General features: G+C 71.8%; 21 protein-coding genes. 7 read left to right on the plus strand and 14 right to left on the minus strand.

Annotated features, from left to right (window positions below; genetic code table 11):
• Positions 1-100 precede the first annotated feature (100 nt).
• Positions 101-742, minus strand: coding sequence for a TetR family transcriptional regulator (locus ACFZAM_RS01485; protein WP_391041896.1), 642 nt, complete (start codon positions 740-742; stop codon positions 101-103).
• A 110-nt stretch (positions 743-852) separates the two neighbouring features.
• On the opposite strand from ACFZAM_RS01485, the gene ACFZAM_RS01490 reads away from it, so the two are divergent.
• Positions 853-1,791 carry a zinc-binding dehydrogenase gene (locus tag ACFZAM_RS01490; RefSeq protein WP_391041897.1) on the plus strand — a complete coding sequence of 313 codons (939 nt, stop codon included), beginning with the start codon at positions 853-855 and terminating at the stop codon, positions 1,789-1,791.
• Between the two features lie 91 nt (positions 1,792-1,882).
• On the opposite strand, the gene ACFZAM_RS01495 is transcribed toward ACFZAM_RS01490, so the two are convergent.
• Together ACFZAM_RS01495 and ACFZAM_RS01500 are read right to left on the minus strand one after the other, a co-directional pair.
• The gene (locus tag ACFZAM_RS01495) at positions 1,883-2,974 is read right to left on the minus strand and encodes a hypothetical protein (RefSeq protein ID WP_391041899.1); all 1,092 of its coding nucleotides are present in this window, start codon (positions 2,972-2,974) and stop codon (positions 1,883-1,885) included.
• 175 nt (positions 2,975-3,149) lie between these two features.
• The gene (locus tag ACFZAM_RS01500; protein ID WP_391041900.1) at positions 3,150-3,944 is read right to left on the minus strand and encodes an MHYT domain-containing protein; all 795 of its coding nucleotides are present in this window, start codon (positions 3,942-3,944) and stop codon (positions 3,150-3,152) included.
• A gap of 777 nt (positions 3,945-4,721) precedes the next feature.
• Between ACFZAM_RS01500 and ACFZAM_RS01505 the strand changes: the two genes are divergently transcribed.
• On the plus strand, positions 4,722-5,522 hold the full coding sequence (locus ACFZAM_RS01505) for a CPBP family intramembrane glutamic endopeptidase (RefSeq protein WP_355336741.1): 801 nt from the start codon (positions 4,722-4,724) through the stop codon (positions 5,520-5,522).
• Between the two features lie 56 nt (positions 5,523-5,578).
• Here the strand turns inward: ACFZAM_RS01505 and ACFZAM_RS01510 are convergent, their stop codons facing one another.
• The 3 genes from ACFZAM_RS01510 to ACFZAM_RS01520 form a co-directional block, all read right to left on the minus strand.
• On the minus strand, positions 5,579-5,959 hold the full coding sequence (locus tag ACFZAM_RS01510; protein ID WP_391041901.1) for a DUF6086 family protein: 381 nt from the start codon (positions 5,957-5,959) through the stop codon (positions 5,579-5,581).
• Positions 5,960-6,239: 280 nt separating this feature from the next.
• Positions 6,240-6,428, minus strand: coding sequence for a DUF397 domain-containing protein (locus tag ACFZAM_RS01515; RefSeq protein ID WP_391041903.1), 189 nt, complete (start codon positions 6,426-6,428; stop codon positions 6,240-6,242).
• Positions 6,428-7,309, minus strand: coding sequence for a helix-turn-helix transcriptional regulator (locus ACFZAM_RS01520; protein WP_355336740.1), 882 nt, complete (start codon positions 7,307-7,309; stop codon positions 6,428-6,430). Before ACFZAM_RS01520 ends, ACFZAM_RS01515 begins: the two co-directional genes overlap by 1 nt.
• A 261-nt stretch (positions 7,310-7,570) precedes the next feature.
• Between ACFZAM_RS01520 and ACFZAM_RS01525 the strand changes: the two genes are divergently transcribed.
• Both ACFZAM_RS01525 and ACFZAM_RS01530 read left to right on the plus strand, forming a co-directional pair.
• Positions 7,571-7,993, plus strand: coding sequence for an ATP-binding protein (locus ACFZAM_RS01525; protein WP_355336739.1), 423 nt, complete (start codon positions 7,571-7,573; stop codon positions 7,991-7,993).
• Positions 7,994-8,010: 17 nt separating this feature from the next.
• Positions 8,011-8,715, plus strand: coding sequence for a 2-phosphosulfolactate phosphatase (locus ACFZAM_RS01530; RefSeq protein ID WP_391041906.1), 705 nt, complete (start codon positions 8,011-8,013; stop codon positions 8,713-8,715).
• Here the strand turns inward: ACFZAM_RS01530 and ACFZAM_RS01535 are convergent.
• The 4 genes from ACFZAM_RS01535 to pdhA all read right to left on the minus strand — a co-directional run bounded on the left by ACFZAM_RS01535 (position 8,696) and on the right by pdhA (position 12,630).
• Positions 8,696-8,890 (minus strand): hypothetical protein, encoded by a 195-nt coding sequence (locus ACFZAM_RS01535; protein WP_355336737.1) that lies wholly within the window; start codon positions 8,888-8,890, stop codon positions 8,696-8,698. The two genes, ACFZAM_RS01530 and ACFZAM_RS01535, sit on opposite strands and share 20 nt — an antisense overlap.
• A 99-nt stretch (positions 8,891-8,989) precedes the next feature.
• Positions 8,990-10,435, minus strand: a complete 1,446-nt coding sequence (locus ACFZAM_RS01540; RefSeq protein ID WP_391041908.1) for a 2-oxo acid dehydrogenase subunit E2 — start codon at positions 10,433-10,435, stop codon at positions 8,990-8,992.
• 10 nt (positions 10,436-10,445) lie between these two features.
• On the minus strand, positions 10,446-11,420 hold the full coding sequence (locus ACFZAM_RS01545; RefSeq protein ID WP_355336735.1) for an alpha-ketoacid dehydrogenase subunit beta: 975 nt from the start codon (positions 11,418-11,420) through the stop codon (positions 10,446-10,448).
• 1 nt (position 11,421) lies between these two features.
• Positions 11,422-12,630 carry a pyruvate dehydrogenase (acetyl-transferring) E1 component subunit alpha gene (pdhA, locus tag ACFZAM_RS01550; RefSeq protein WP_355336734.1) on the minus strand — a complete coding sequence of 403 codons (1,209 nt, stop codon included), beginning with the start codon at positions 12,628-12,630 and terminating at the stop codon, positions 11,422-11,424.
• Between the two features lie 359 nt (positions 12,631-12,989).
• Between pdhA and ACFZAM_RS01555 the strand changes: the two genes are divergently transcribed.
• Positions 12,990-13,649, plus strand: coding sequence for a response regulator transcription factor (locus tag ACFZAM_RS01555; RefSeq protein ID WP_355336779.1), 660 nt, complete (start codon positions 12,990-12,992; stop codon positions 13,647-13,649).
• Positions 13,650-13,714: 65 nt separating this feature from the next.
• Complete coding sequence (locus tag ACFZAM_RS01560; RefSeq protein ID WP_391041910.1) at positions 13,715-14,749, plus strand: phosphotransferase; 1,035 nt, start codon at positions 13,715-13,717, stop codon at positions 14,747-14,749.
• A gap of 228 nt (positions 14,750-14,977) precedes the next feature.
• Here the strand turns inward: ACFZAM_RS01560 and ACFZAM_RS01565 are convergent, their stop codons facing one another.
• Positions 14,978-16,492, minus strand: coding sequence for a protein kinase (locus ACFZAM_RS01565; RefSeq protein WP_391041912.1), 1,515 nt, complete (start codon positions 16,490-16,492; stop codon positions 14,978-14,980).
• Positions 16,493-16,828: 336 nt separating this feature from the next.
• Here ACFZAM_RS01565 and ACFZAM_RS01570 point away from each other — a divergent pair, with 336 nt between their 5' ends.
• Entirely contained in the window at positions 16,829-18,583 is a 1,755-nt protein-coding gene (locus tag ACFZAM_RS01570; protein WP_391041914.1) for a protein kinase, read from the plus strand.
• 81 nt (positions 18,584-18,664) lie between these two features.
• On the opposite strand, the gene ACFZAM_RS01575 is transcribed toward ACFZAM_RS01570, so the two are convergent.
• The 3 genes from ACFZAM_RS01575 to ACFZAM_RS01585 all read right to left on the minus strand — a co-directional run bounded on the left by ACFZAM_RS01575 (position 18,665) and on the right by ACFZAM_RS01585 (position 23,239).
• Complete coding sequence (locus ACFZAM_RS01575) at positions 18,665-19,237, minus strand: proteasome activator (protein WP_391043469.1); 573 nt, start codon at positions 19,235-19,237, stop codon at positions 18,665-18,667.
• Positions 19,238-19,502: 265 nt separating this feature from the next.
• Complete coding sequence (locus ACFZAM_RS01580; RefSeq protein ID WP_355336778.1) at positions 19,503-22,298, minus strand: ABC transporter permease; 2,796 nt, start codon at positions 22,296-22,298, stop codon at positions 19,503-19,505.
• Positions 22,299-22,480: 182 nt separating this feature from the next.
• Positions 22,481-23,239 (minus strand): ABC transporter ATP-binding protein, encoded by a 759-nt coding sequence (locus ACFZAM_RS01585; RefSeq protein WP_355336729.1) that lies wholly within the window; start codon positions 23,237-23,239, stop codon positions 22,481-22,483.
• Positions 23,240-23,289 lie beyond the last annotated feature (50 nt).

Genomic DNA, 23,289 nt, shown 5'->3' on the forward strand with positions numbered 1-23,289 from the left:
CCCTCGCGCTTCGGCTGGCTCGCGCCCACCGTCGCAACACGGCCGCCGCCGCGGGACAAGGGGACCGAAGGAGGTCGCCAAGCGGCGGCGGAGCCTCCGCTCAGCCTCGCGTCACGCCGTCCAGGACGGCCTGGAAGGCGTCGGTGACCGGGCGCAGGTCCCGGTCGAGCTCGTCGATGTCGACCGTTTCGGCCCCGGCGTCGTCCCCGCGCGCCTCCGCCGCCCCGGCCCACCGCCTGAGCACCGCGACGTAGGCCGCCTGTACGGCGCCGCCGATCGCCGCCGGGACGGGGTCGCCCGCGTCGAGGCCGGTGCGCCCGGCCGCGTACCCGCTCACCGTCTCGCCCCATACGCGCCAGTGCGCGGCGGCCTCCGCGACGAGCGCGGGGTCCCGGTCGAGCACGCGGAAGCGGTCGAGCCACGAGTCCGGCGCCGCCGCCTGCGAAAGCCGCGTGGACCGGACGACCGCCGACCGTACGGCCGTCATGACGGGAACGTCGTCGGCGTCACGAAGGGCGGCCCGCAGCCGCTCGACCGCGCGGTCGAACTCGCCCCACACGATCCCCGCCTTCGACCCGAAGTAGCGGAACAGCGTCGAGCGCCCGACACCGCCCGCGGCCATGATCGCCTGGAGCGTCGTCGCCTCGTAGCCGTCGCGAAGCAGCAGGTCGAAGGCGACTTCCTCCAGGGCTTCGCGGGTCGAGGCGGGCGGTCGCCCGCGGCTCCTTCGGGAGGTGGTCATCGCCCGAGCGTAGTGGAGGAGTATTTTTGGGATGAGGTACCAATATTCTTCCGGGTGACCGCCGACATCAGCGCGGCCCCGCCGGGAGCCCACCGTCCAAGGAGCGGAAAATGCGCGCATGGCAGTTCACCGACATCGGCCAGCCCCTCACCCTCAGTGAGGTCCCGGCCCCGGCACCGGGCGCGGACGAACTCGTCGTGCACGTCCGCGCGGCCGGGCTGTGCCACAGCGACGTCGGGTTTCTCGACGGCACGCTGACGCCGCTGCTCCCGTTCCGGCCGATCACACTGGGTCACGAGATCGCGGGGGTCGTCTCCGCCGTGGGCTCGGACGTGACGCGGTTCGCCGTGGGCCAGAAGGTCGTCATCCCGGCCGCCATCGAGGGTCCCGGCACATCGAAGAACGGCGGATTCGCGGACGAGGTCGTCGTCCTCGAACGGCTCGTCGTCGCGCTGCCGGACGGGGTGCCGTTCGACCAGGCGGCAGCCGCCACCGACGCCGGGCTCACCTCGTACCACGCGGTCTCCGTGCAGGGGAGGGTCACCGCCGGCTCCCGCGTCGGGATCATCGGCCTCGGCGGGCTCGGCTCGCTCGGCGCCCAGACCGCGCTCGCGCTCGGCGCGACGGTGTTCGTCGCCGAGAAGAACGAGCGCGTGCACGACTTCGCCCGCTCGCTCGGCGCGGAGAAGGTCGCGGGCGACATCACCGACTTCGCGGGCGAGAACCTCGACGTGGTCGTCGACTTCGCCGGGTTCGGGACGACCACCGACGGCGCGATCCACTCCGTACGCCGGGGCGGCCGTATCGTCCAGGTCGGCCTCGGCCGCGCGCGCGGCGAGATCGACCTTCAGGCGCTCACCCTGAACGAGGTCGAACTCGTCGGCTCCCAGGCCGGATCGAAGGAGGACTGCGCGGCGGTGCTCGACCTCGTCGCCGAGGGGAAGCTGTCGTCGCGGGTCACCGAGATCGGATTCGAGGAGATCGGCGAGGGTGTCGGGCGGCTGGAGCGCGGCGAGGTGATCGGACGGCTGGTAGCCGTCTTCGGGTGATGTCGTCCCGGACGGACGGGCGCGAGGCGGCGGGCGGCGGGCGGCTCAACGGCCGCCGCCCGCCGTACTGCCGGCGCGGACGCACCGTCCGTCAGACGGTGCTCATCGGGGTCGCGTCCACGCTCGTCGTCTGCTGTTCGAGGCCGTAGACGGCGGGGGTGCCGCTCGGGGCGATCACGCCCACTTCCATCTGCATCTCGTGGTTCACGACCTGGTACATGTGGTCGCTCGCGCCCTTCTTGACGAACGGCTTGAGCCGCTTGCCGAGGGTGATGTACGAGGTCAGGTCCTTGGCCAGTGACGTCTCGTCGACGGCGCTGTCGTTGAGCACGAGGGCTCCGCCGTCCTTCGTGCGCAGCGCGTACGTGGTGCCGACGCGCGGGGCGGCCTTCTTGTAGTCGTTGTACGCGTGGCCGTCGAGGCCGTTGAGACGGTTGTTGTACGCGGAGATCGCGTTCTCGCGCGCCGTGGTCCGCGCCAGCGGGGTGTCGGCGCCGCCGGTCACGTAGAGGTCCGCCACCAGGTCGGCCAGGTCCGCGGGCGCGGTGCCGCCGATCTTCGCCGTCGGCTCGGCGACCCGCGCCAGCCCGTCCGCGTCCAGCGCGATCTCCGGGATCTTCTTCTGCTCGTCGCCCGAGAAGTCCTGGGAGTTGACCGCGCGCCAGCCCTCGGCCGTGTGCTTGAAGACGATGAAGCGGGTGCCGGTCGTCCACGGCGCGCCCGGCTTGCCGTCCTTCAGTTCCGCGCCCTGCGCCCTCACCATGAACCAGTCCGTCCCGGCGGCGGCCGGAGGGATGTAGAACGCGCGGTTGACGTACACGAAGGCCGCCAGATTGGCCTTGACGTTCTTCTGGTCGAGGCCGGACGCCTGCGTGAAGTAGCCCTTGTCGAAGGCGAGCATGGCCCCCGCCTCGGCCTTGGCGATCAGCGCCGGGCTGAGCTTCGCGTTCGCCTCGTTGTTGAGCGCCTGATACGTGTCCACGATCTTGTTCGCCTCGGGCACGGTCAGCAGCGGCGCCGCGTTCTTCCCGCCCTTGCCCTTGCCCTTGCCCGCGTCCCCGCTCTTCTCCGTGGACGTGTCCGACGTCTCGTCCGACGACGAGCCGCCGCACCCGGCGGTCAGGACGAGACACGTCGCCGCGAGGCCCGCCGCCAGCGCGACGCGGTGCTTTCGGTTAACCATGAGTCCCTGCTTCCCCGTGAACAACACTTCCCCGTAACGGCCTCGGGCCGCCGGAACCCGGTCCACGCTACCGAGCGGGCCGCGTCGGCCCGCTGGTGGGGCTGCCGGGACGACCGGGGAGGGCGGTTCGTACGCGTCCGGACGTCTGGGCGTCCGGGCGTCCGGGCGTCCGGGCTCAGGACGGCCAGTCGCCGTGGGTCGTCGCGGGCTGGGGCGGGGCCTGGCGGACGGGGGCCGGATTGTCGGCGGCCAGCTCCTCGGTCGGGTTCATCAGGACCGCGAAGGCGACCACGAAGACGATCAGGCTCAGGCCCGCGATCAGGGGCAGGACGAAGGCGGAGGCCGAGACGCCCGTGGTCGGGTCGGTGTGGTCGGTGATCGTGGAACTGACCGCCGCCATGCCCGTGTAGTGCATGCCGCTGATCGCGAAGGCCATGACGAGCGCGGCCCCGGTGATGAAGAGCGGGCCGCGCGCGCGGAGCGTCGCCCACAGCGCCGCCGTGGCGGCCACGATGGCGATGACGATCGACAGGGCGACGGTGGAGCCGTCGTAGCTCATCGTGCCCGGCATGATGATCGCCGCCATGCCGAGGTAGTGCATACCCGCCACGCCGACCCCGGCGAGCAGGCCGCCCGCCAGCAGCGACGGCCAGGACGAGTCCCGGCCCGCCACGTAGATCCCGACGCCGACGACGCCCACCGCGAGCACCCAACTCAGCACGGTCAGCGTCACGTTGTAGCGCAGCGTCACGCCCTGGACGTCGTAGCCGAGCATCGCGACGAAGTGCATGCCCCAGATTCCGGTGCCCAGCGCGACGGCTCCCGATCCGAGCCAGCTCTTTCCCCGCCCGAATCCCACGAGGTGCAGCCGGGACGAGCAGGCCAGGCCGAGCACGGAGCCGACAAAGGCGATCACGTAAGCGAACGTCGGATAAAGGGAGTTGGACCAGAGCGGTTCGTGGTGTTGCATTTGAGCGGCCCTCTCAGGATTTTCCTGCCTGCTGAGTGAAGTGACGACAGCGCAGGCCGGAGAGGCACGCGCGCACAGGTGTACGACCTTGTATCACCTATACGGCCATTCGGCGATATTGATCTTCAAAATTGGTACACAGCGGGGACGCGTGGGGCTCGATATCACTCATGCGCAATTCGAGGCACCCCGAGGCCGCCTCACCGAGGCAAGTTTTCGCCCCTTCCGGCCAAGATCAACTTTCTCTCGCCGCAACCCGCCGCCGTCCCGTCGTTTCCCGCCCTGACCAGCCCGTCCCCCGCCCTGCCGACCGGCCGCCCCGCCCAACTCACCTTCCTTGCGCACCACTTCACGGCACCCGAGCCTGTCCGGTTCCCACCGGTCCGGGCCCCATCGCCCCTCCCGAATAGCCGATTTACCCCCATGCGCGGTCACATGCATGATGCGCCTCCCGCCCCGAGACGATTCCCGGCATATTCGTTTTGCCATATCCTCGACGTCATATGCCCGTTCGGCATCACCGGCACGGTGAAGTGTCAGCGGCGCGGTGAAGTGTCAGGAGCGCGGAGTAGCCGAATCCCCGATCGCCCGTCGGCTTTCGCGGCCCGCCGGGACGGCCACCGCGGACGGGCGGCCGGTCCTCGGGGTGGTGCCGCCGGTTCGGGGAAGGGGCACGAGGGGTGTTCATTCCGGTATGAGAGTCTGCTGGGGAACCGCGGCGATGTGTGACGGTGCCCGTCGGGCGGCGAACCTCGCCGTCACTGAAAGGGCTGCACGATGCGCGACACGGCGGAAGCGATACCGGAGGCCGGGGCGGGACGCAGGCTGTCGTGGCCCTGGTTCCTCGTCGTGGTGGTCGTGTACGTGGGCATCATCCAGGGCCTGGGCCTGCTGATCGGCGTGGACACCGGTGACTCCGACAGCCAGTTCCCCACGACCGCGTCCCTGGTGCGCAACGCGCTGATCCCGATCGGGGCGTCGATCGCGTTCGGCGCCGCGGTCGTCTCCTGGCTGGGCTGGTGGGGCGAGGTCCTGCGCTACCGCGCGCCGGTGCGGCGCTGGGTGCGCTGGGTACCGATCTCGATGATCGCCGCCGCGGTGATCGGGCTGAACTACCCGCACCTGGCGGACCAGAGCCTGTCTCTCGTGGCCTGCCTGCTGCTGCTCGGGCTGTTCGTCGGCGTCGGCGAGGAACTCATGTTCCGGGGCATCGGCGTCCATGTCTTCCGCCGGGCGGGATTCACCGAGGGCAAGGTCGCGCTCTGCTCCTCCGTCGTCTTCGGCCTCGTCCACATCAGCAACGCCATCAGCCAGGGACCACAAGCGCTCGGGCAGGCCGCCGTCGTCTCCACCTCGGGCTACTTCTTCTACCTGTGCCTGCGCGCCGGCGGCGTCCTCGTGCTGCCGATGCTCGTCCACGGCCTGTGGGACACCAGCCTGATCTCCAACCTCGTGGGCGACAAGCCCCAGGTGTCACTGGGCACCCTCCTGATCATCCTGCTCCAGGTCGCCCTGATCATCGTGCTGCTCGTCAGGCGCCGCGCGATCCAGCCCGCCTCCCCGGCCGTCCCGGCCTGACCAGCGGTACGTTCCCCGCCCGTCAGGTTGCCTGGCTACGACGCGCGCGTACGCCCTCAGGGGCGGTCGCCCGGCATGACCTGTTCCAGTTCGCGCGCCAGTCGCCGCAGCCGGGCACCGCGTCCGAGGTCCGGCAGGGACGGCCAGGTGAGCGTGACGCCCGCGCGGGAGGCGAGGGCCAGGACAGTGCCGACGAAGCCTTCGGACAGCGCCCGGTTGATCGAATGGCCGACCCGTAGGTCCCAGTCCAGCAGCGCCTGCGCGAAGACGGCCAGCGCGGCCGGGTCGACCCGGCAGTCGTCGTTCACCATCGGTCCGATGCCCGACGCCACCCCGACCCGCTCCTCGAACACCGGCACCTGCCCGTGGAAGAGGCGGCTGACGCCCGTCGAGGGGTTCCACAGGACGCGGTCGCCGACCTCGTAGTACTGACTCATCTCAACGCCGCTCTCGGTGATGGGGGCTGGGGCGAACGGCCCGGTGGGGCCGTGGCGGGTTCGTCTCGCGCCCTGCGGGCGCACTGCCGCTGGCTGCGGTGGGGAGGGGGGCCGGTCGGGGCTGTCGGGCGGGCCCGGGCCCGGGGTGGGTCGCGGTGACGGGCGGCCTTGACGGGGCCGGTGCCGTACGGGTGCCGGTTTGTACGCCGACCGCTGACACCGTGGGGCGGGCACGCCGAGGTGGTTCCGTGGTGCGGGCGCCGTAACCGGCGACTGCCGGTCAGTTGACGAAGTCGCCTGCGGCGAGCGCCCGTTGGAAGTGCGTCCACTCGATGGGGGTGAAGGCGAGGGCCGGGCCCTCGGGGTTCTTCGAGTCGCGCACGCGTACGGTGCCGGGCACGTTGACGGCGACCTCAACGCACTCACCACCCGAAGTGCTGTAGCTCGACTTCACGAATTCGAACTGCATCAGTCGTGCAACCCCTTGCCCATGTCATCGATCAGCTTCGAGGACGCGTACGGCGACAGACTTAGCCGGGCCGTGCTCTCGAAGAACGACTGGTAGACGGTGCTATGGGCCGCGTCCTCCACCCACTGCGTGGAAGCAAGCGTATCCATGTGCACCACCTCCATCGCCGCGCTGTCGAGGAACGAAAGGATATTGAACGGACCGCCGATGCTGGGATGCGCGCCCGCTCGGAACGGGAGCACCTGGATGTGCACGTTCGGGAGCTTGGCCAGGTCATGGAGGTGCGACAACTGCTCGCGCATAACCTCGGCACCGCCCACGAGTTGTCGCAGAGCCGCCTCCCAGATGACGGCGTGCACGCGTAGCGGGTTCTCCCCTTGCAGACGGGCCTGGCGCTTCATCCTGACGGCGACCAACCGCTCGATGTCGTCCGGGTTCTCCCATACGCCGCCGCTGACAGCGAGCGCGCGTACGTAGTCGGCGGTCTGGAACAGGCCTGGGACCACCGACAGTTGCCACGTCCGGATACGTACGGCGACATCCTCCATCGCGATGTACTCGCTGAGATTGCCCGCGTCAGGCTTCCACCAGCCCTTTGCCTTGCGCCGTTCCCGGTCCAGCCGGGCGATTTGCAGCAGTCCCTCCACGGCGGACTCGTCCTGAACGCCGTAGAGCTTGCACAGGGCGATGACGTCGGGGTCGCGGAACGGGACCCAGCCCCGTTCCATCTTCGTCACCTTGGCCACCGACGCGCTGAGCACTTCCGCCGCGCGCGGCTGGGTCAGTCCGGCGTCCTCGCGCAGGCGGAGCAGTTCGCCGCCCAACTTGCGGGCGAGCACGGTCGATACGCGATTGCCCACATCTGCCCGGCTGGTTGCCACGGGTCGCCACCTCCCTGGAAGCGGACTCAGTCTGCAACCGATCTTCCGCAGCGGCAAGCCAGTTACGGAGACATGTTTCCCCAAGAAGGTTGCACCCAAGAAAGGGAACCCTCTACCGTCGGTGACGACCCGCTCGCACAGCGGCGCCGCATGGCGGAAGTGCACCGCTGCGTCATGCCCGGGTGGGGCGGAGGGCGTGGGGGCGACGCCACCGCCAGGGACCGTGCGCGGGCTGACGCGCGAGGCTGGGAGGTCGCCGGGATGGGCGACGCGGAGACGACGTATGACACATGCCTGTACGCACCGACGGCGCGGAGTGTGAGCAGGGCGCGGCTGCGGACCGCCGAGCTGGTGGAGAAGTGGGGGCACCCCGAAGTGGCCGGGGACGCCGGGCTGTTGGTGAGCGAGCTGGCGACCAACGCGGTCCGGTACGGGCGGGTGGCCGGGCGGCTGTTCCGGGTCGAGGTGCGGCTGGCCGACGACGTACTGCGGGTGGGCGTCACCGACGCGCGCGGGGAGCGGCGACCCCAGGTGCCCGAGGCCGTGAGCGACGACGACGAGTCCGGCCGGGGCTTACTGATCGTCGCGGCCGTCGCCGCCCGCTGGGCCGTCGTCCCCCTGGACGTGGGCAAAACGGTCTGGGCCGAGTTGGATCTGACGCCCCTGGGGCGACGGCGAGAGTGAGGGGGAGCATGGGCGGTATGGAGACTTCATTTCTCGGGATCGCTGAACTCGGCGAGCGGGGCCGGGCACCGGCCGTGGCGGTGGTCGTGGACGTCATGCGGGCGTTCACCGTGGCGGCTTGGGCGCTCGGGCGCGGGGCGGAGAAGGTGGTGCTGGCCGGGTCGTTGGACGAGGCGCTGGCGCTCAAGGCCCGGCATCCGGACTGGGTGACGGTCAAGGACGGTGCGCCCGCGCCGGGGTTCGACACCGTCAACTCACCGGGCCTGATGCGGTCGCTCGACCTGGAGGGACGGACCGTCGTACAGAAGACCACGGCGGGGACGGTCGGCGCGCTCGCGGTGAAGGACGCGCCGCTGGTGCTGTGCGCCGCGTTCGTGGTGGCGGAGGCGACGGCCGACCACCTGCGGGCGCACGCGGGCGACGGCGTCACCTTCGTGGTCACCGGCGAGGACGGTCAGGCCGACGAGGACCTGGCGTGCGCTCAGTACATCGCCGGGCGGGCCGCCGGGGCCGGAACGGACGCCGCCGAGTTCCTGCGCCGCGCCGCCACGTCGCGCGCCGCCGCCGAGCTGGCGGAGGGGGTGCGCGAAGGAGTGCACCCCGACGACATCGCGCTCTGCCTCGAACTCGACCGGTTCCCCTTCGCCATGGTGGCGGCCGTGGAGGGGCCGCTCATGGTCCTGCGGGCGTCAGCGGCGTTCGTCAGGGACGGATCGTGCTGACCAGGGAGGCGGTGGAGTTCATCGTGGACTGGATGGTGGGGGCGAGGCTGGTGGAGGAGAGGCAGAAGCCGAGGAGGACGCAGATGACGGCGTGGCTGGGCTTGAGGGACTTGTTGCGCATCATCATGGCGGCGAGGACGAGGAGCAGCAGGACGACGGAGACGGAGACGGCCATGGGGTGATGGCAGCATAAAAGGGGACGAATGGGTGGGACGCACGCACGACGGAGGGCCCGGACGTTTGTACGTCCGGGCCCTCCGTGCGGGTGACGGCGTCAGCCCCAGGTGAGCAGCCGCTTGGGCTGTTCGAGGATGGCGGCCACGTCGGCCAGCACGCGGGAGCCGAGTTCGCCGTCGACCAGGCGGTGGTCGAAGGAGAGGGCGAGCGTGGTGACCTGACGCGGCTTCACCTTGCCCTTGTGGACCCAGGGCTGGAGCTTGATCGCGCCGAAGGCGAGAATCGCCGACTCGCCCGGGTTGAGGATGGGCGTGCCGGTGTCCACGCCGAAGACACCGACGTTGGTGATGGTCACCGTGCCGCCCTGCATCGCGGCCGGCGAGGTCTTGCCGTCACGGGCGGTGGCGACCAGTTCGCCGAGTGCGGCGGCCAGTTCGGGGAGCGTCTTGTCGTGCGCGTCCTTGATGTTGGGGACGATCAGACCGCGCGGGGTGGCGGCGGCGATCCCCAGGTTGACGTACGACTTGTGGACGATCTCCTGCGCGGCCTCGTCCCACGCGGCGTTCGCCTCGGGGTGCCGCTTGAGGGCGACCAGCAGGGCCTTCGCGACCAGCAGCAGCGGGCCGACCCGTACGCCCGTGAAGGCGCGGTCCTCCTTCAGCTCCTGGACCAGCTTCATCGTCCGCGTGATGTCGAACGTCACGAATTCCGTGACGTGCGGCGCGGTGAAGGCGCTGGTGACCATCGCCTGGGCGGTGGCCTTGCGGACGCCCTTGATCGGGATACGCGTCTCCCGGGCGCCGGCGGTCGCCGCGAGCGGCTCGGGCGCGGCCGTCACCGGCGGCAGCGCGGCAGGCGGGGCCGCCGCCGCGCGGATGTCCTCGCGGGTCACCACGCCGTTCGGCCCGGTCGGCACCACGGTCGCCAGGTCGATGCCCAGCTCCTTGGCCAGCTTCCGCACCGGCGGCTTGGCCAGCGGCCGGTCCACCGCCGCCGCACGGTCGTGACCGTTCAGCTCGGCGGCCTGAGCCGGTACGGAGGGGGCCAGTACGGCAGCGGTCGGTACGGCAGGGGCTGGTACGTCAGGGGCCGCCTGCTTGCGCGGACGGCGCGTCGTGGCCGACGGCGCGACGCCGTATCCGACGAGCACCGCCTGCCGCTTGGGCTCGGCGGGCGGGGCCTCGGGGGCGGGAGTCTCCACGGCGGGCGGCTCCGAAGCCGCAACCCCGGCGGACCCTCCGGAACCGGCCGAATCGGCGGACCCGGCGGCCCCGTCCCCCCCGGCGTCCACCACGATGATCGGCGTACCGACATCCACCGTCGTGCCCTCGCCGAAGCGGATCTCGCTCACCACCCCGTCGTACGGAATGGGCAGCTCGACGGCGGCCTTCGCCGTCTCCACCTCGCAGATGACCTGCCCGTCGGTGACGGTGTCACCGACGGCCACGTACCACTTGAGGATCTCCGCCTCGGTCAGGCCCTCGCCGACATCCGGCATCCGGAATTCGCGGAAGCGCTGTGCAGGTGCGGTCATGGTCGTCACAACCCTCTCCTCAGAACGCCAGCGCGCGGTCGACGGCGTCGAGTACGCGGTCCAGGCCGGGCAGGTACTCCTCCTCCAGGCGGGCCGGCGGGTACGGGGCGTGGAAACCGCCCACCCGCAGTACCGGGGCCTCGAGGTGGTAGAAGCAGCGCTCGGTGATCCGGGCCGCGATCTCCGCGCCCGTGCCGTAGAAGACCGGGGCCTCGTGCACGACGACCAGGCGGCGGGTCTTCTCCACGGACGTCTGGAGAGTGTCGAAGTCGAGGGGCGAGAGCGAGCGCAGGTCCACGACCTCCAGGCTACGGCCCTCGTTCGAGGCGGCCGCGGCAGCCTCCAGGCAGACCTTCACCATCGGACCGTACGCGGCGAGCGTGAGGTCGGTGCCCTCCTGGGCCACGACCGCCTTGTGCGGGGAGCCGGGCACGGCCGAGGTGTCGACCTCGCCCTTGTCCCAGTAGCGCCGCTTCGGCTCGAAGAAGATCACCGGGTCGTCGCACTCGATGGCCTGCTGGAGCATCCAGTACGCGTCGGAGGCGTTCGAAGGCGTGATCACCTTCAGGCCGGGGACGTGCGCGAACAGCACCTCGGGCGACTCGCTGTGGTGCTCGACCGCGCCGATGCCGCCCGCGTACGGGATACGGATGACGACCGGCAGCTTGATCTTGCCGAGCGCACGGGCGTGCATCTTCGCGAGCTGCGTGACGATCTGGTCGTAGGCCGGGAAGACGAAGCCGTCGAACTGGATCTCGACCACCGGGCGGTAGCCGCGCAGCGCGAGGCCGATCGCGGTGCCGACGATGCCGGACTCGGCGAGCGGGGTGTCGATGACGCGCCCCTCCCCGAAGTCCTTCTGGAGACCGTCGGTGATCCGGAAGACGCCGCCGAGCTTGCCGACGTCCTCACCCATGACGAGGACCTTCGGGTCGTTGTCGAGCGCCGTGCGCAGCGACTCGTTCAGGGCCTTGGCGATGGACATCTGGGTCATGTCAGCGTCCCTCTCCGGAAGCGGCGCCCTCGGACTCGAACGAGGCGAGGTACGCGGCGAACTGCGCGCGCTCCTCGTCGACGAGCGCGTGCCCGTCGGCGTAGACGTTCTCGAAGATCGCCATGGTGTCCGGGTTCTCCATCGTGCGTACGCCGTCGCGCACCCGCTTGGCCAGTACGTCGCTCTCCTGCTCGATCGACGCGTAGTACGCCTCGTCGGCCAGGCCCTGCTTGTCCAGATACGTCTTCAGCCGCAGGATCGGGTCCTTCGACTCCCACTGCTCGCGCTCCTCGTCGGCGCGGTAGCGGGTCGGGTCGTCGGTCGTGGTGTGGGCGCCCATGCGGTACGTGAACGCCTCGACCAGCATCGGGCCCTGGCCGCTGCGCGCGTGCTCCAGGGCCGCACGGGTGACGGCGAGCACCGCGAGGACGTCGTTGCCGTCCACGCGGACGCCGGGGAAGCCGTATCCGGCGGCGCGCTGGTAGATCGGCACGCGGGACTGCTTCTCGGTCGGCTCGGAGATCGCCCACTGGTTGTTCTGGCAGAAGAAGACGACCGGCGCGTTGTAGACGGCGGCGAAGGTGAACGCCTCCGCCACGTCGCCCTGGCTGGAGGCGCCGTCGCCGAAGTACGCGATGACGGCCGAATCCGCGCCGTCCTTGGCCACGCCCATGGCGTAGCCGGTGGCGTGCAGCGTCTGCGAGCCGATGACGATCGTGTAGAGGTGGAAGTTGTTCTCGTTGGGGTCCCAGCCGCCGTGGTTCACACCACGGAACATGCCGAGCAGGTTGAGCGGGTCCACGTCACGGGTCCAGGCCACACCGTGCTCGCGGTAGGTCGGGAAGACGTAGTCGTCCGGGCGGGTGGCCCGCCCCGAACCGATCTGCGCGGCCTCCTGGCCGAGCAGCGAGGCCCACAGGCCCAGCTCGCCCTGGCGTTGCAGGGTGATCGCCTCGGCGTCGAAACGGCGGGTCAGCACCATGTCGCGGTACAGGCCACGCAGCTCTTCCGGCGTCAGGTCGATGGAGTATTCGCCGTGCTCGACGCGCTCGCCCTCGGGCGTCAGCAACTGTACGAGTTCGGGCTCGGTGCCACGGCGCTTGGCGCCTGCTGCGCGGGTGGTCCGTCCCCTGCCCTTGGCGGGAGTGGCGGTGCTTCGCCCCCCGCTCCTGGCGGGGGTGGCCCCAGCGGCAGTGCTCTTCACGCTCACGTTCGCTCCTCCGTCTGTCCGGCCCCCGGGATCCGCCGGGCAGCCAGTGTGCGGCTCACCTGGTACGACGCGGCGCACGGGGTGTGTGCGGCATGGCCGAGCCAGGCGTGACAGTGCCCCGGCCACGTGGCCTGCAACAGAGACGTTACCTATAACCCACGCCATCGCGCGAAGCCGTCCGACCTGCGGTTTTGCTTGGAGTTCCTAGTAAATACGCGTTACCGCAGGCCACCGGGACAACCGCACCGTATCCCGGATACGGAAAGTGCGTAAGAGGCGCGGGCTGTCGTCCGTAAGAGGCGGGGAGCTCCCGGCGGTGCGACGCTGGGCAGGTGCCTGTAGAAGGAAATAGCCCCACAATCCGCGTGTTCCTGCTCGACGACCACGAGGTGGTCAGGCGCGGGGTGCACGAACTCCTCTCGGCCGAGCCGGGAATCGAGATCGTCGGCGAGGCCGGGAACGCCGCGGAGGCGGTGGCGCGCATTCCGGCCACCCGCCCGGACGTCGCGGTGCTCGACGTACGGCTGCCCGACGGCAGCGGCGTCGAGGTGTGCCGCGAGGTCCGCTCGCACGACCCGTCGATCAAGTGCCTGATGCTGACGTCCTTCGCGGACGACGAGGCGCTCTTCGACGCGATCATGGCGGGCGCCGCCGGATACGTGCTCAAGGTGATCCGCGGCAACGACCTGATCGACGCCATCCGCGACGTGGCCGCGGGAAAGTCGCTGCTGGACCCGGTCGCGACCGCCAAGGTCCTGGACCGGCTCCGGCACGGCGGCGCGCGCTCCGAGGGCGACGACCGTACGGCCGACCTGACCGCCCAGGAGCGCCGCATCCTCGACCTGATCGGCGAGGGCCTCACCAACCGCCAGATCGGCGAGCGCCTGCACCTGGCGGAGAAGACGGTGAAGAACTACGTGTCCTCGATGCTCGCCAAGCTCGGCATGGAGCGGCGCACCCAGGCCGCCGCGTACGTGGCCCGCATGCAGGCCGAGGGTGACCGGAGGCATATGCCTTAGCACGTCCCAGGGGGTCGGCGCCAGTCCGCGCGGGCGGGGTGTCGCGGTGATCTACGCTTCTGCACGTGACGGGCACGGCGAAGGTGCCGCCGGCGCGGGCTTCGCTGACCGCTCTGCTGCGCCGCTACGAGGACGCGGGTACCCCGCTGACCTGCGTACCCGTTCCCCGGGGGCTGCTCAACAAGGGCTACGAGGTGACCACCACCCGCGGCCGGTTCTTCCTCAAGCAGTACGTCGCCCGGGACACCGCGGACCCCGGCGTGATCGCCCGGCAGCACCGCGCGACGCGGGGTCTGGTCGGCCTCGGACTGCCCGTCGCCGCGCCCCTGCCGGACTCCCGCGGGCGTACGGTCGCGCGGCTCGGCGGCCACGGATACGCGCTCTTCCCCTGGATCGAGGGCAGGCACCGCGAGGGCACCGAGCTGACCGCCACGCAGTCGCGGCGGCTCGGCACGCTGCTCGGCATGGTGCACGCCGGGCTCGCCCGCGTGCAGCCGCCCCCGCCGGAGGACCAACGCCACCACCCGAGCGCCGACCCGGACCGTACGTACGCGCAGATCGACGAACTGCTCGCGCTGGTACGCCGGCACCGGCCGCGCGACGCCTTCGACGAACTCGCCGAGCACCGGCTGCTGGAGCGCCGCGCCCTGCTGCGCCGCCACGCCCACCGCCGGCCGCCGGACGCCGACGGGACGGTCAGCGGCTGGGTGCACGGCGACTTCCACCCGCTCAACCTGCTCTACCGCGGTGAGGAGCCCGCCGCCATCGTCGACTGGGACCGGCTCGGTGTGCAGCCGCGTGCCGAGGAGGCGGTACGCGCCGCCGCCATCTTCTTCGTCCACCCGCTGGACGGGCGTCTCGACCTGCGGAAGATCCGCTCCTACGCCCGTGCCTACCGCTCCGCGGCGGGGGTTCCCGTCGCCGAGCTGGTCGCCGCCGTCCACCGCGTCTGGTGGGAACGCCTCAACGACTTCTGGATGCTCCAGTGGCGTTATCAGCGGCGTGACCCCCGCAGTGATCCGCTTTTCCCGCCCGCCTCCGCCCTGGCCGTCTGGTGGACGGCCGAATACGGCGCCGTCATCGACGCCTTCACGTCCTAACGGCCCCCCCGACAAGGGCGCCCTTACGCAGGGCGGTACCCCGAGTTTTTAGGGGCGCGGGGAACTGCGCCACCAGCCCCCACCGGGCTGTCAGCCCGAAAACAACAGCATCTGCCCCGCTGGGGCCGGTATTTAAAGCTCGCCACCGCCGTGGCTGAGCGCGCAGTTCCCCGCGCCCCTACGGGGCTCCGACCCGCCGTGCGCCCGGAGGGGCGCTGACCGTGGGGGTCAGTTCTCCGGGGTGGCCGCGTCCGACGTCGGCGGGGTCGTCGGCGGGGTGGTGGGGGGCGTGGTCGGGGGGGTGGTGGGGGGCGTGGTCGGCGGAGTCGTCGGCGGGGTCGTGGGGGGTTTGGTGGTCGGAGTCGTCGGCGGGGTCGTGGTCGGAGTCGTCGGCGGGGTCGTCGCCGGAGTCGTGGTCGGGTCGGTCTGGTTGGACCCGGTTTCCGTCGGCTCCGTGGACGGCGGGTCGGACGGGGTGCCCGTGTCCTGGGTCACCGACGGCGACGGGGAGTTGGCGGGCGCGCCGCCGTCCCCGCCGGTACCGCGCGTGGCGAAGTAGACGCCCAGCGCGATGGCCAGCACCGCGGCGATGGCGAAGAGCACCGGCTTGAGCCAGCGGTTGCCGCCGCCGCCCGGCGGCCGCTCGCCGTAGCCCTGACCGCCGTCGTCGTCACCGGTGCCGGAGATTCCGGCGAGCAGCGGGGCGCCGAATTCGGCGGTGGTGCTGTTGCCGGGCCGCCCCTGTGCCACGACGGTCGGCGACATGCCGCCGGTCCGGGGGCCCGCGAGGGGGGTGATGACGCCGGTGTTCCACATGCCGCCGGTCCAGCCGCCCTGCTGGACGAGCGCCTGATGCGCGTACTGGACGACGCCGCGCATCTCCTCGGCGCTCTGGAAGCGGTCGTCCGGCTGCTTGGCGAGCGCGCGCAGCACGAGCCCGTCCAGCTCGGGCGGCACCCGGTCGCTGATCTGCGACGGGACCTGCGGCTCGTCCTGGACGTGCTGGTAGACCACCGAAAGCGGCGTCTCGCCGGTGAAGGGCGGACGCAGCGCCAGCAGCTCGTAGAGGAGACAGCCGGTCGCGTACAGGTCGCTGCGGTGGTCGACGGCCTTGCCCAGCGCCTGCTCGGGCGAGAGGTACTGCGGGGTGCCCATGACCATGCCGGTCTGCGTCATCGTGCTCTGGGCGCCGTGCAGCGCCCGCGCGATGCCGAAGTCCATGACCTTGACCGCGCCGTTCGTGGTGATGATCACGTTGGCGGGCTTGATGTCGCGGTGCACGATGCCGTGCTGGTGGCTGTAGGCCAGCGCTTCGAGGACGCCGGAGACGATGAGCAGCGCCTGGTCGACGGGCGGCGGCTCGGCGCTGGAGAGCAGGTCCCTGATGGTGTGGCCCTCGACCAGCTCCATCACGATGTAGGGGACGGTGCCGGTGGGCGTACGGTCCTCGCCGGAGTCGTAGACCGCGACCACCGCGTGGTGGTTCAGACCCGCGACGGCCTGGGCCTCGCGGGTGAAGCGGGCCTTGGAGACCGGGTCCTCGGCGAGGTCGGTGCGCAGCAGCTTCACCGCCACGATCCGGCCCAGGCGTACGTCCTCCGCCGCGAAGACCTCGGCCATGCCGCCGCGGCCGAGCCGCCCGGTCAGCCGGTAGCGGCCCTCGCCGACGACGGTGCCCACGCCCCACTGGCCGGATGTCTCCGACGCTCCGGGGCCCGGGGCCGTCTCTTTGGGGTCGACCATCAGTCCTCGCCGTCGTTCGTACGCGGTCATCGTCCGGGCGGGCGCGCGCGGACGCCCGTATCGTACGGATGCCCCGGAGCGGCCACCGTACCGCTTTCGCGTGCCCCGCCGGGCACACGTCCGCGTCACAGCACCTCAATACGGCGGTCCCGCGGGGATACACAGCATGTGCGTGCCCGATGTGCGTCAGGTGACGAGATGGTCAACGAACTTGACGTGTCCGTGCGATGGGCCAGACTTGGCGGGCAAGCTCGGGGACGAATATCGCCACAGGCAACCGCACAGGTACCGGCGCGACCCTCTCCCCGGTGGACTTTCCAGGGGGTAGCGGTACAGATGAGCGGGGACGCCACGCAGGGCGAGTACACGGGGCGCTCGGTCGGCGGCGGGCGGTACGTGCTGCGCGACCTGCTGGGCGAGGGCGGCATGGCGTCTGTGCACCTGGCGCACGACACCGTGCTCGACCGGCCGGTGGCCGTCAAGACCCTCCACACCAACCTGGGCAACGAGCAGTCCTTCCGCGAGCGCTTCCGCCGCGAGGCGCAGTCCGTCGCGAAGCTGAACCACACCAACATCGTCTCCGTCTTCGACTCCGGCGAGGACACCATCGACGGCCAGCTCGTGCCGTACATCGTCATGGAGTACGTCGAGGGCAGCCCGCTCGGCGACGTGCTGGCCGCCGATGTGGCGCAGCACGGCGCGATGCCCGCCGACAAGGCGCTGAAGATCACCGGGGACGTGCTGGCGGCGCTCGCGGTCAGCCACGAGATGGGCCTGGTCCACCGGGACATCAAGCCCGGCAATGTGATGATCACCAAGCGCGGTGTGGTCAAGGTCATGGACTTCGGCATCGCGCGCGCCATGCAGTCCGGTGTCACCTCGATGACGCAGACCGGCATGGTGGTCGGCACCCCGCAGTACCTGTCGCCGGAGCAGGCGCTGGGGCGCGGTGTGGACGAGCGCTCCGACCTGTACTCGGTCGGCTGCATGCTCTTCGAGCTGCTGACCGCGCGGCTGCCCTTCGACGCGGACTCGCCGCTGGCGATGGCGTACCAGCACGTACAGGAGATCCCGCCCGCGCCGTCGACGTTCAACCGCGCGCTGGGCCCGGCCGTGGACGCGCTGGTGGCGCGCGCGCTGCGCAAGAACCCCGCGGAGCGCTTCCCGACCGCGGACGCGATGCACGACGAGGCGGACCGGGTCCTGGCGGCCACGCGGCGCGACACGATGCCGCTGATGTCCGGCTCCGCGCCGCCCACCGGCAACCGCGGCCAGGACGTGGCGGCGTCGGTCTTCCCGTACGCGCAGGGCCCGCTCCAGACCCCGCCGCCGCAGATGCGGACGCCGTACGCGCCGGGCAATCCGCAGCAGGGCGGTTACGGGCAGCCCGCGCCGGCCCCGTCGCTGCCCTCGGCGTACGGCTACCCGCAGCAGTCCCAGACGCCGCCGCCGACCCCGGCGTACACCATGGCGCCCCAGATGCAGCACCAGCAGCACCAGCAGCAGATGCCGCAGCAGCGCGCGGGCGGTCACCCGGGCGGCGGCATAGGCGGCCCCGGCGGTCACGGCGGGGTCGGCGGCGGCACCGGTGGCGGCGGGAAGTCCAACACACCGCTGATCGCGGGCGCGGCCGTCGTGGTCGTGGCCATCGCGGTGATCGTCGCGATCGTCCTGGCCAACAGCGGCGGCGGCAAGGGCAGCCCCAGCGCGGACGACCAGTCGGGCGGCCCGACGACCTCGTCCTCGACCCAGGCGTCCGACGACCCGACCACGGGCACCGGCGCGGGCGACGTCGTGAACGGCGACCAGAGCCGCACGATCGACCCCGACAAGTGCACCAAGGCGCACAACGACCTGATCTCGAACGACCCGGACGTCATGACGATGCCGGACTTCACGTCGATCTACGTGGACTCGGTCGTCGCCTGCATCAAGGCGGCGGGCTGGCAGTACACGATCAAGCAGACCGACGAGCAGCAGTGGGGCAAGGGCGCGGTGACCAGCCAGACCCCGAAGTATCTGGAGGACTACAACCCGAAGAAGGGCGGCAAGGTCACCATCTGGGTGTCCACCGGCAAGAGCTCGAACTGACCGGGCCCCCGCCGGTGCGACACCTCACCGGCTCAGATGCGGATATAAGGCCGGACGAGAGATCCGGACGAGAGATCCGGACTAGAGATACGGGCCCGAGCGGGCGCCCTGGTTGCCGCCGTCGTCCTCCTCGTGGCCGCCGGCGCCGGGCGGCAGGGCGCGCCGCATCTGTTCGAGCTGGGCGCGGGCCGCCATCTGCTGGGCGAACAGCGCGGTCTGGATGCCGTGGAAGAGCCCTTCGAGCCAGCCGACGAGCTGGGCCTGGGCGATCCGCAGCTCCGCCTCGCTGGGCACGCTGTCGTTGGTGAAGGGCAGCGAGAGCCGGTCCAGCTCCTCCACCAGCTCGGGCGCGAGCCCGGCCTCCAGCTCCTTCACCGAGCTGGCGTGGATCTCCTTCAGGCGTACGCGGCTGGCCTCGTCGAGCGGCGCCTGGCGCACTTCCTCCAGCAACTGCTTGATCATGCTGCCGATGCGCATGACCTTCGCGGGCTGCTCGACCATCTCCGTCACCGGGATCTCGCCGTGCTCGCCGCCGTCACCGGTCGGCGCGCCTCCCAGGGCCATTCCGTCGGAACCGACGATCAGGACCTGCTGATTCGGTGAGTGCTGCGGATTCTGCGGATTCTGCGAGCTTTCCGGCGAGCGTTCGTTCATCGCGTTCATCGGCATCTCCATACCGCCATTGTCCCTTAGGACGCGCGGCGGGGGGGGGGCGCGCCCCCCCCCCCCCCCCGGGCCCCCCCCCCCCCCCCCCCCCCCCCCCCCCCCCCCCCCCGGGCGGGGGTTGTCGTCCCCCCGGCCGCCCCCTGCCCCCCCCCCCGGGGGGGCGGGGGGGGGGGGGGGGGCGGCGCCCCCCCCCCCCCCCCCGGGGGGCGGCCCCCCCCCCCCCCCCGCCGCCTTCCTCCGCGCGCGCCCCGGTTTACGGCTCCGCGCGGCGGGCGAGCTGGGTGCGCGAGCGGGTGACCAGGGCCGCGAGCAGAGCGGCGCCGAGCGGCACGGCGACGATCAGCAGGGCCAGCGTGCTCCACGGGACGACGATCGGCACGTGCGGCAGCCTGCTCGTGCCGCCCCAGCCCCCGTCCAGCGCCTGGTGGTAGTACTTCCACTGCTCGCGCCGCTCGGTGTGCCGCAGCCCCACCGCGGGCAGCACGCCCGCCGCCGAGCCGAGCACCACGCCCATCGTGGCGATCACCCCGCACTGGAGGCCGGAGAGCGTGCGCCGCACCCGCGGCGGCGCGCCGATCGCGGCGAGCGTCTTCAGATCGGGCTCGGCGTCGGCCTGCGCGAGGCCGGTGGCGATGCCCGCGGCGCCGATGGTGACCAGGCCCGCGAAGAGCGTCAGGGCGAGCAGCACCAGGCTGTTGTCCCTGGTGTAGCCGCGCTCCAGATAGACCTCCGTGTCGGTGCCGATCTTGGCGAGGTCGCTGTCCAGCGCCTGCCGCTCGGGGCCGTTGGGCATCCGGGCGTTGGTGTAGAAGGAGCCCAGCGGCATCGTGTCGATCCCGACGCCGTCGGCGGCCTGCTGCGGCATCACGGCCAGCAGCCCGTACGTCCGGTCACGGCCCTCGGCCGCCAGGTGCACCGGCACCGACTTGACCGGGCCGACCGGCTCCTGTCCGTCGGGCACCGCCTTGTTCGTGTCCAGGGTGATCTTCAGCTTGAGCGTGCCGCGGTCGAGGTACCCCTTGTCGAACAGCACGGTCTCGCCGCGCGCCAGCGCCTGTTCCGCGTCCCCGTCCCGGATGCCGAGGGCGTGCAGGACGGCCGGGCCGCCGATCAGGACGGCGCTGCTGGTGGGCATGGCGGTCAGGCCCTCCACGTACGCGCAGCGCCAGTCGTGGGCCAGGGCACGGCGCTCGGCCAGGGTGAGCGCCGTCGCGCCCTCCGGCCGGTCGGTCGGGCACACGTTGGCGGCCGGCTTCACCGGCTGGACGTCGCCGCAGCCGTCGCCGCCACCGCCGCCCGCCTGGCAGTTCTTGCCGCCGACGACCATCGCGGACACGTCGGCGCGGCCGGAGACCGGGTAGCGCTTCTCGACCGCCGCGCGCACCGCGGTCAGGTCACGCCCGCGGTCGCTGTAGGCCGCCACCGCCACGACGCCGCGCGGCAGTTGGGCCTCGTACGCGTCCCTGTCCTGCCGGTCGGCGCTCGCGGAGTACGTGGCGACCGCGACCGTACCGGCGACGGCGGCCAGCACGGCCGCGACCGCGGGCGCCGTACGGCCCCGGTTGCGCACCGCGTCGCGCAGCGCGAGCCGCGGGGACAGCGGCAGCCACTTGCCGGTCCTGCCGAACATGCCGACCAGAGTGGGGGTGAGCGCGACGATGCCCAGCTCCGCGATGCCGGAGCCGCCGCCGACCGCGAGGGTGCTGTCGGTGCGCAGCGAGCCGAAGACCGCGATGCCGCCGCCGAGGCAGATCGCGCCGATGCCGAGGACCGGCAGCACGCGGTTGGCGTGCCGCACACCGCGCCGCCCGGTCAGCGACGCCAGCACGCTCTGCCGGGACGCGGTGACCGCGGGCACGACGGCGGCCAGCAGACCGGTGAGTACGGCCAGGCCCGCGATGCCGAGCAGTTCGAGCGGGCGCAGCGTCAGACCGCCGAAGCGGCGGCCGACGAAGTCCTCCAGCGGGGAGCGCAGCAGGACGGTGAGCAGCAGGCCCAGCAGGGTGCCGACGACGGCCGCGGCGACGCCGATCACCAGGCCGCCGGAGAGCACGATCGCCCGGATGTGGCGGCGGTCGCCGCCGTTGGCGCCGACCAGGCCGAGCTGGCGGCGCGAGCGCCGCGCGCCGACGGCGAAGGCGGGACCGGCCAGCAGGCAGATCTCCAGCATCGACAGGCCGACGATGGTCGCCGCCACGGCGACGGCCGTGGCCTTCCCCGTGTCGCCGGTGCGGTAGGGGGCGCTGCCGTTGCGCGACTTCGTGTAGAGCGGCACTTCGGAGTCGGCGGGCGGGTGCAGCACCACCGCGCGGGACTTGACGTAGATGCCCCGGGTGTTGGCTTGCTGCACCATCTGCCAGGAGTAGTCGCCGCTCGGCAACCCCACCAGGTAGGTGGTGTAGGCCGAGTCGTCCTCGCCGTTCAGCGCCTTGCGCGCCGCGGTGTAGGGCGCGATGAAAGCGCCCGGCCGCGCGATGACCTGCTCGGTGCCGAGCGTGTCCGGCAGGTCGTACGCGCCGACGATCTTGTACGTACGGTCCACGTCGCGGACGACGAGCTTCGAACCGACCTTCAGACCGGCGGACTTGAGGAACGCGGTGGTGGCGATGACCTCGTGGTCGGCCGCCGGGTAGCGCCCGCGGTCCAGGTGGGTGATGCCGCGCGCCAGCGGGTCGCCCGCCTCCAACTCCCGCACGGGGGCGGCGAGCAGACCGTACTTCGTCTTGAAGCGGGCGTAGGTCTGGGAGTCGGAGATCCAGCGCGCGCCCCGGGGCAGCGCGGTCAGCGGGTCGGTCGGCTTCGGGGTCTCCTGCTGTTCCGCCAGGTCCGCCGCCGACGGCGTGGCGTCCGGGTCCGCGGTGGCGTCCTTCACCGAGGTCCAGATGTCCGCGGGCGGGTCCTGGTAGATCGGCCGCCCGTTGGCGTCGGCGTCCGCAAGGCGCGCGTCGGCGGCGCCGATGTCTCGGCTCAGCTTCTGCTCCGGGCTCAACTGGGAGCTGCGGATGGTGATGTCGGCGGCGCTCACGCCGATGATCGGCAGCGCGATCATCGCCAGCACCATCGCGCTGCGGCCCTTGGAGCGCCAGGCGTCACGGCGGGCGATGCGGATGGCGGCGCGCCACGAGTTGAGGTTCCCCGCGCGGGCGCTCGGGCCGCGGTCCTGCGAGGGGCCGCGGTCCTGCGAGGGGCCGCGGTCCTGGGAGGCGGCGGGGTCCTGCGAGGCGGCGCCGCTCACTGGGCCGCACCGCCGGTCAGCAGCGACTCGGCGGAGGAGCGCAGCGTCATGTCCACGACGGAGCCGTCCCGCAGGAAGACCACCCGGTCCGCCCACGCGGCGAACCGCGGCTCGTGCGTCACCAGGATGCCCGCGGCGCCCGCGTCACAGCGCGAGCGCAGCAGCGCCAGTACGGTGTCGCCGGTCTCCGAGTCCAGCGCGCCGGTGGGCTCGTCCGCCAGGACGAGGCGGCGGTCGCCGACCAGCGCGCGGGCGATGGCCACCCGCTGCTGCTGGCCGCCGGACATCTCGTCGGGGAAGCGGTCGGCCAGCTCGCCCAGGCCCATCTCCTCCAGCGCGGCGACCGCCTCGCGGCGCGCCTTGCGGGCGCCGGTGCCGTCCAGCTCGCGGGGGAGTGCCACGTTCTCGGCGGCCGTCAGCGCCGGTATCAGGTTGTAGTCCTGGAAGACGTAGCCGATGCTGCGGCGGCGCAGGGCCGCGATCTCCTTGCGGCTGGCCGTGGTCAGGTCCGTGCCTTCCACGATCACCCGGCCGGACGTCGGCAGGTCGAGGCCGCCCGCGATGGTCAGCAGCGTGGACTTGCCCGAGCCCGAGGGGCCCATCACGGCGACCAGTTCCCCCGGACGCACGTCCAGGTCTATCCCGCGCAGCGCGTGCACCTCGGTCGCTCCGGTGCCGTGCACGCGGGTGAGGGCTTCCAGGCGGAGGACGGGCGCTTCCGGCGGCGCGGCTTCGGTGTGCGGCTTTACGGACATGGGCGGTGCGTCCCCCAGGGTCGTGGAGTGCTCGTGCGGCGAAGTGCTCG

Origin of the sequence: Streptomyces sp. NPDC008079 (assembly GCF_042957385.1) — a bacterium.
In the GTDB taxonomy this organism is placed as follows: domain Bacteria; phylum Actinomycetota; class Actinomycetes; order Streptomycetales; family Streptomycetaceae; genus Actinacidiphila.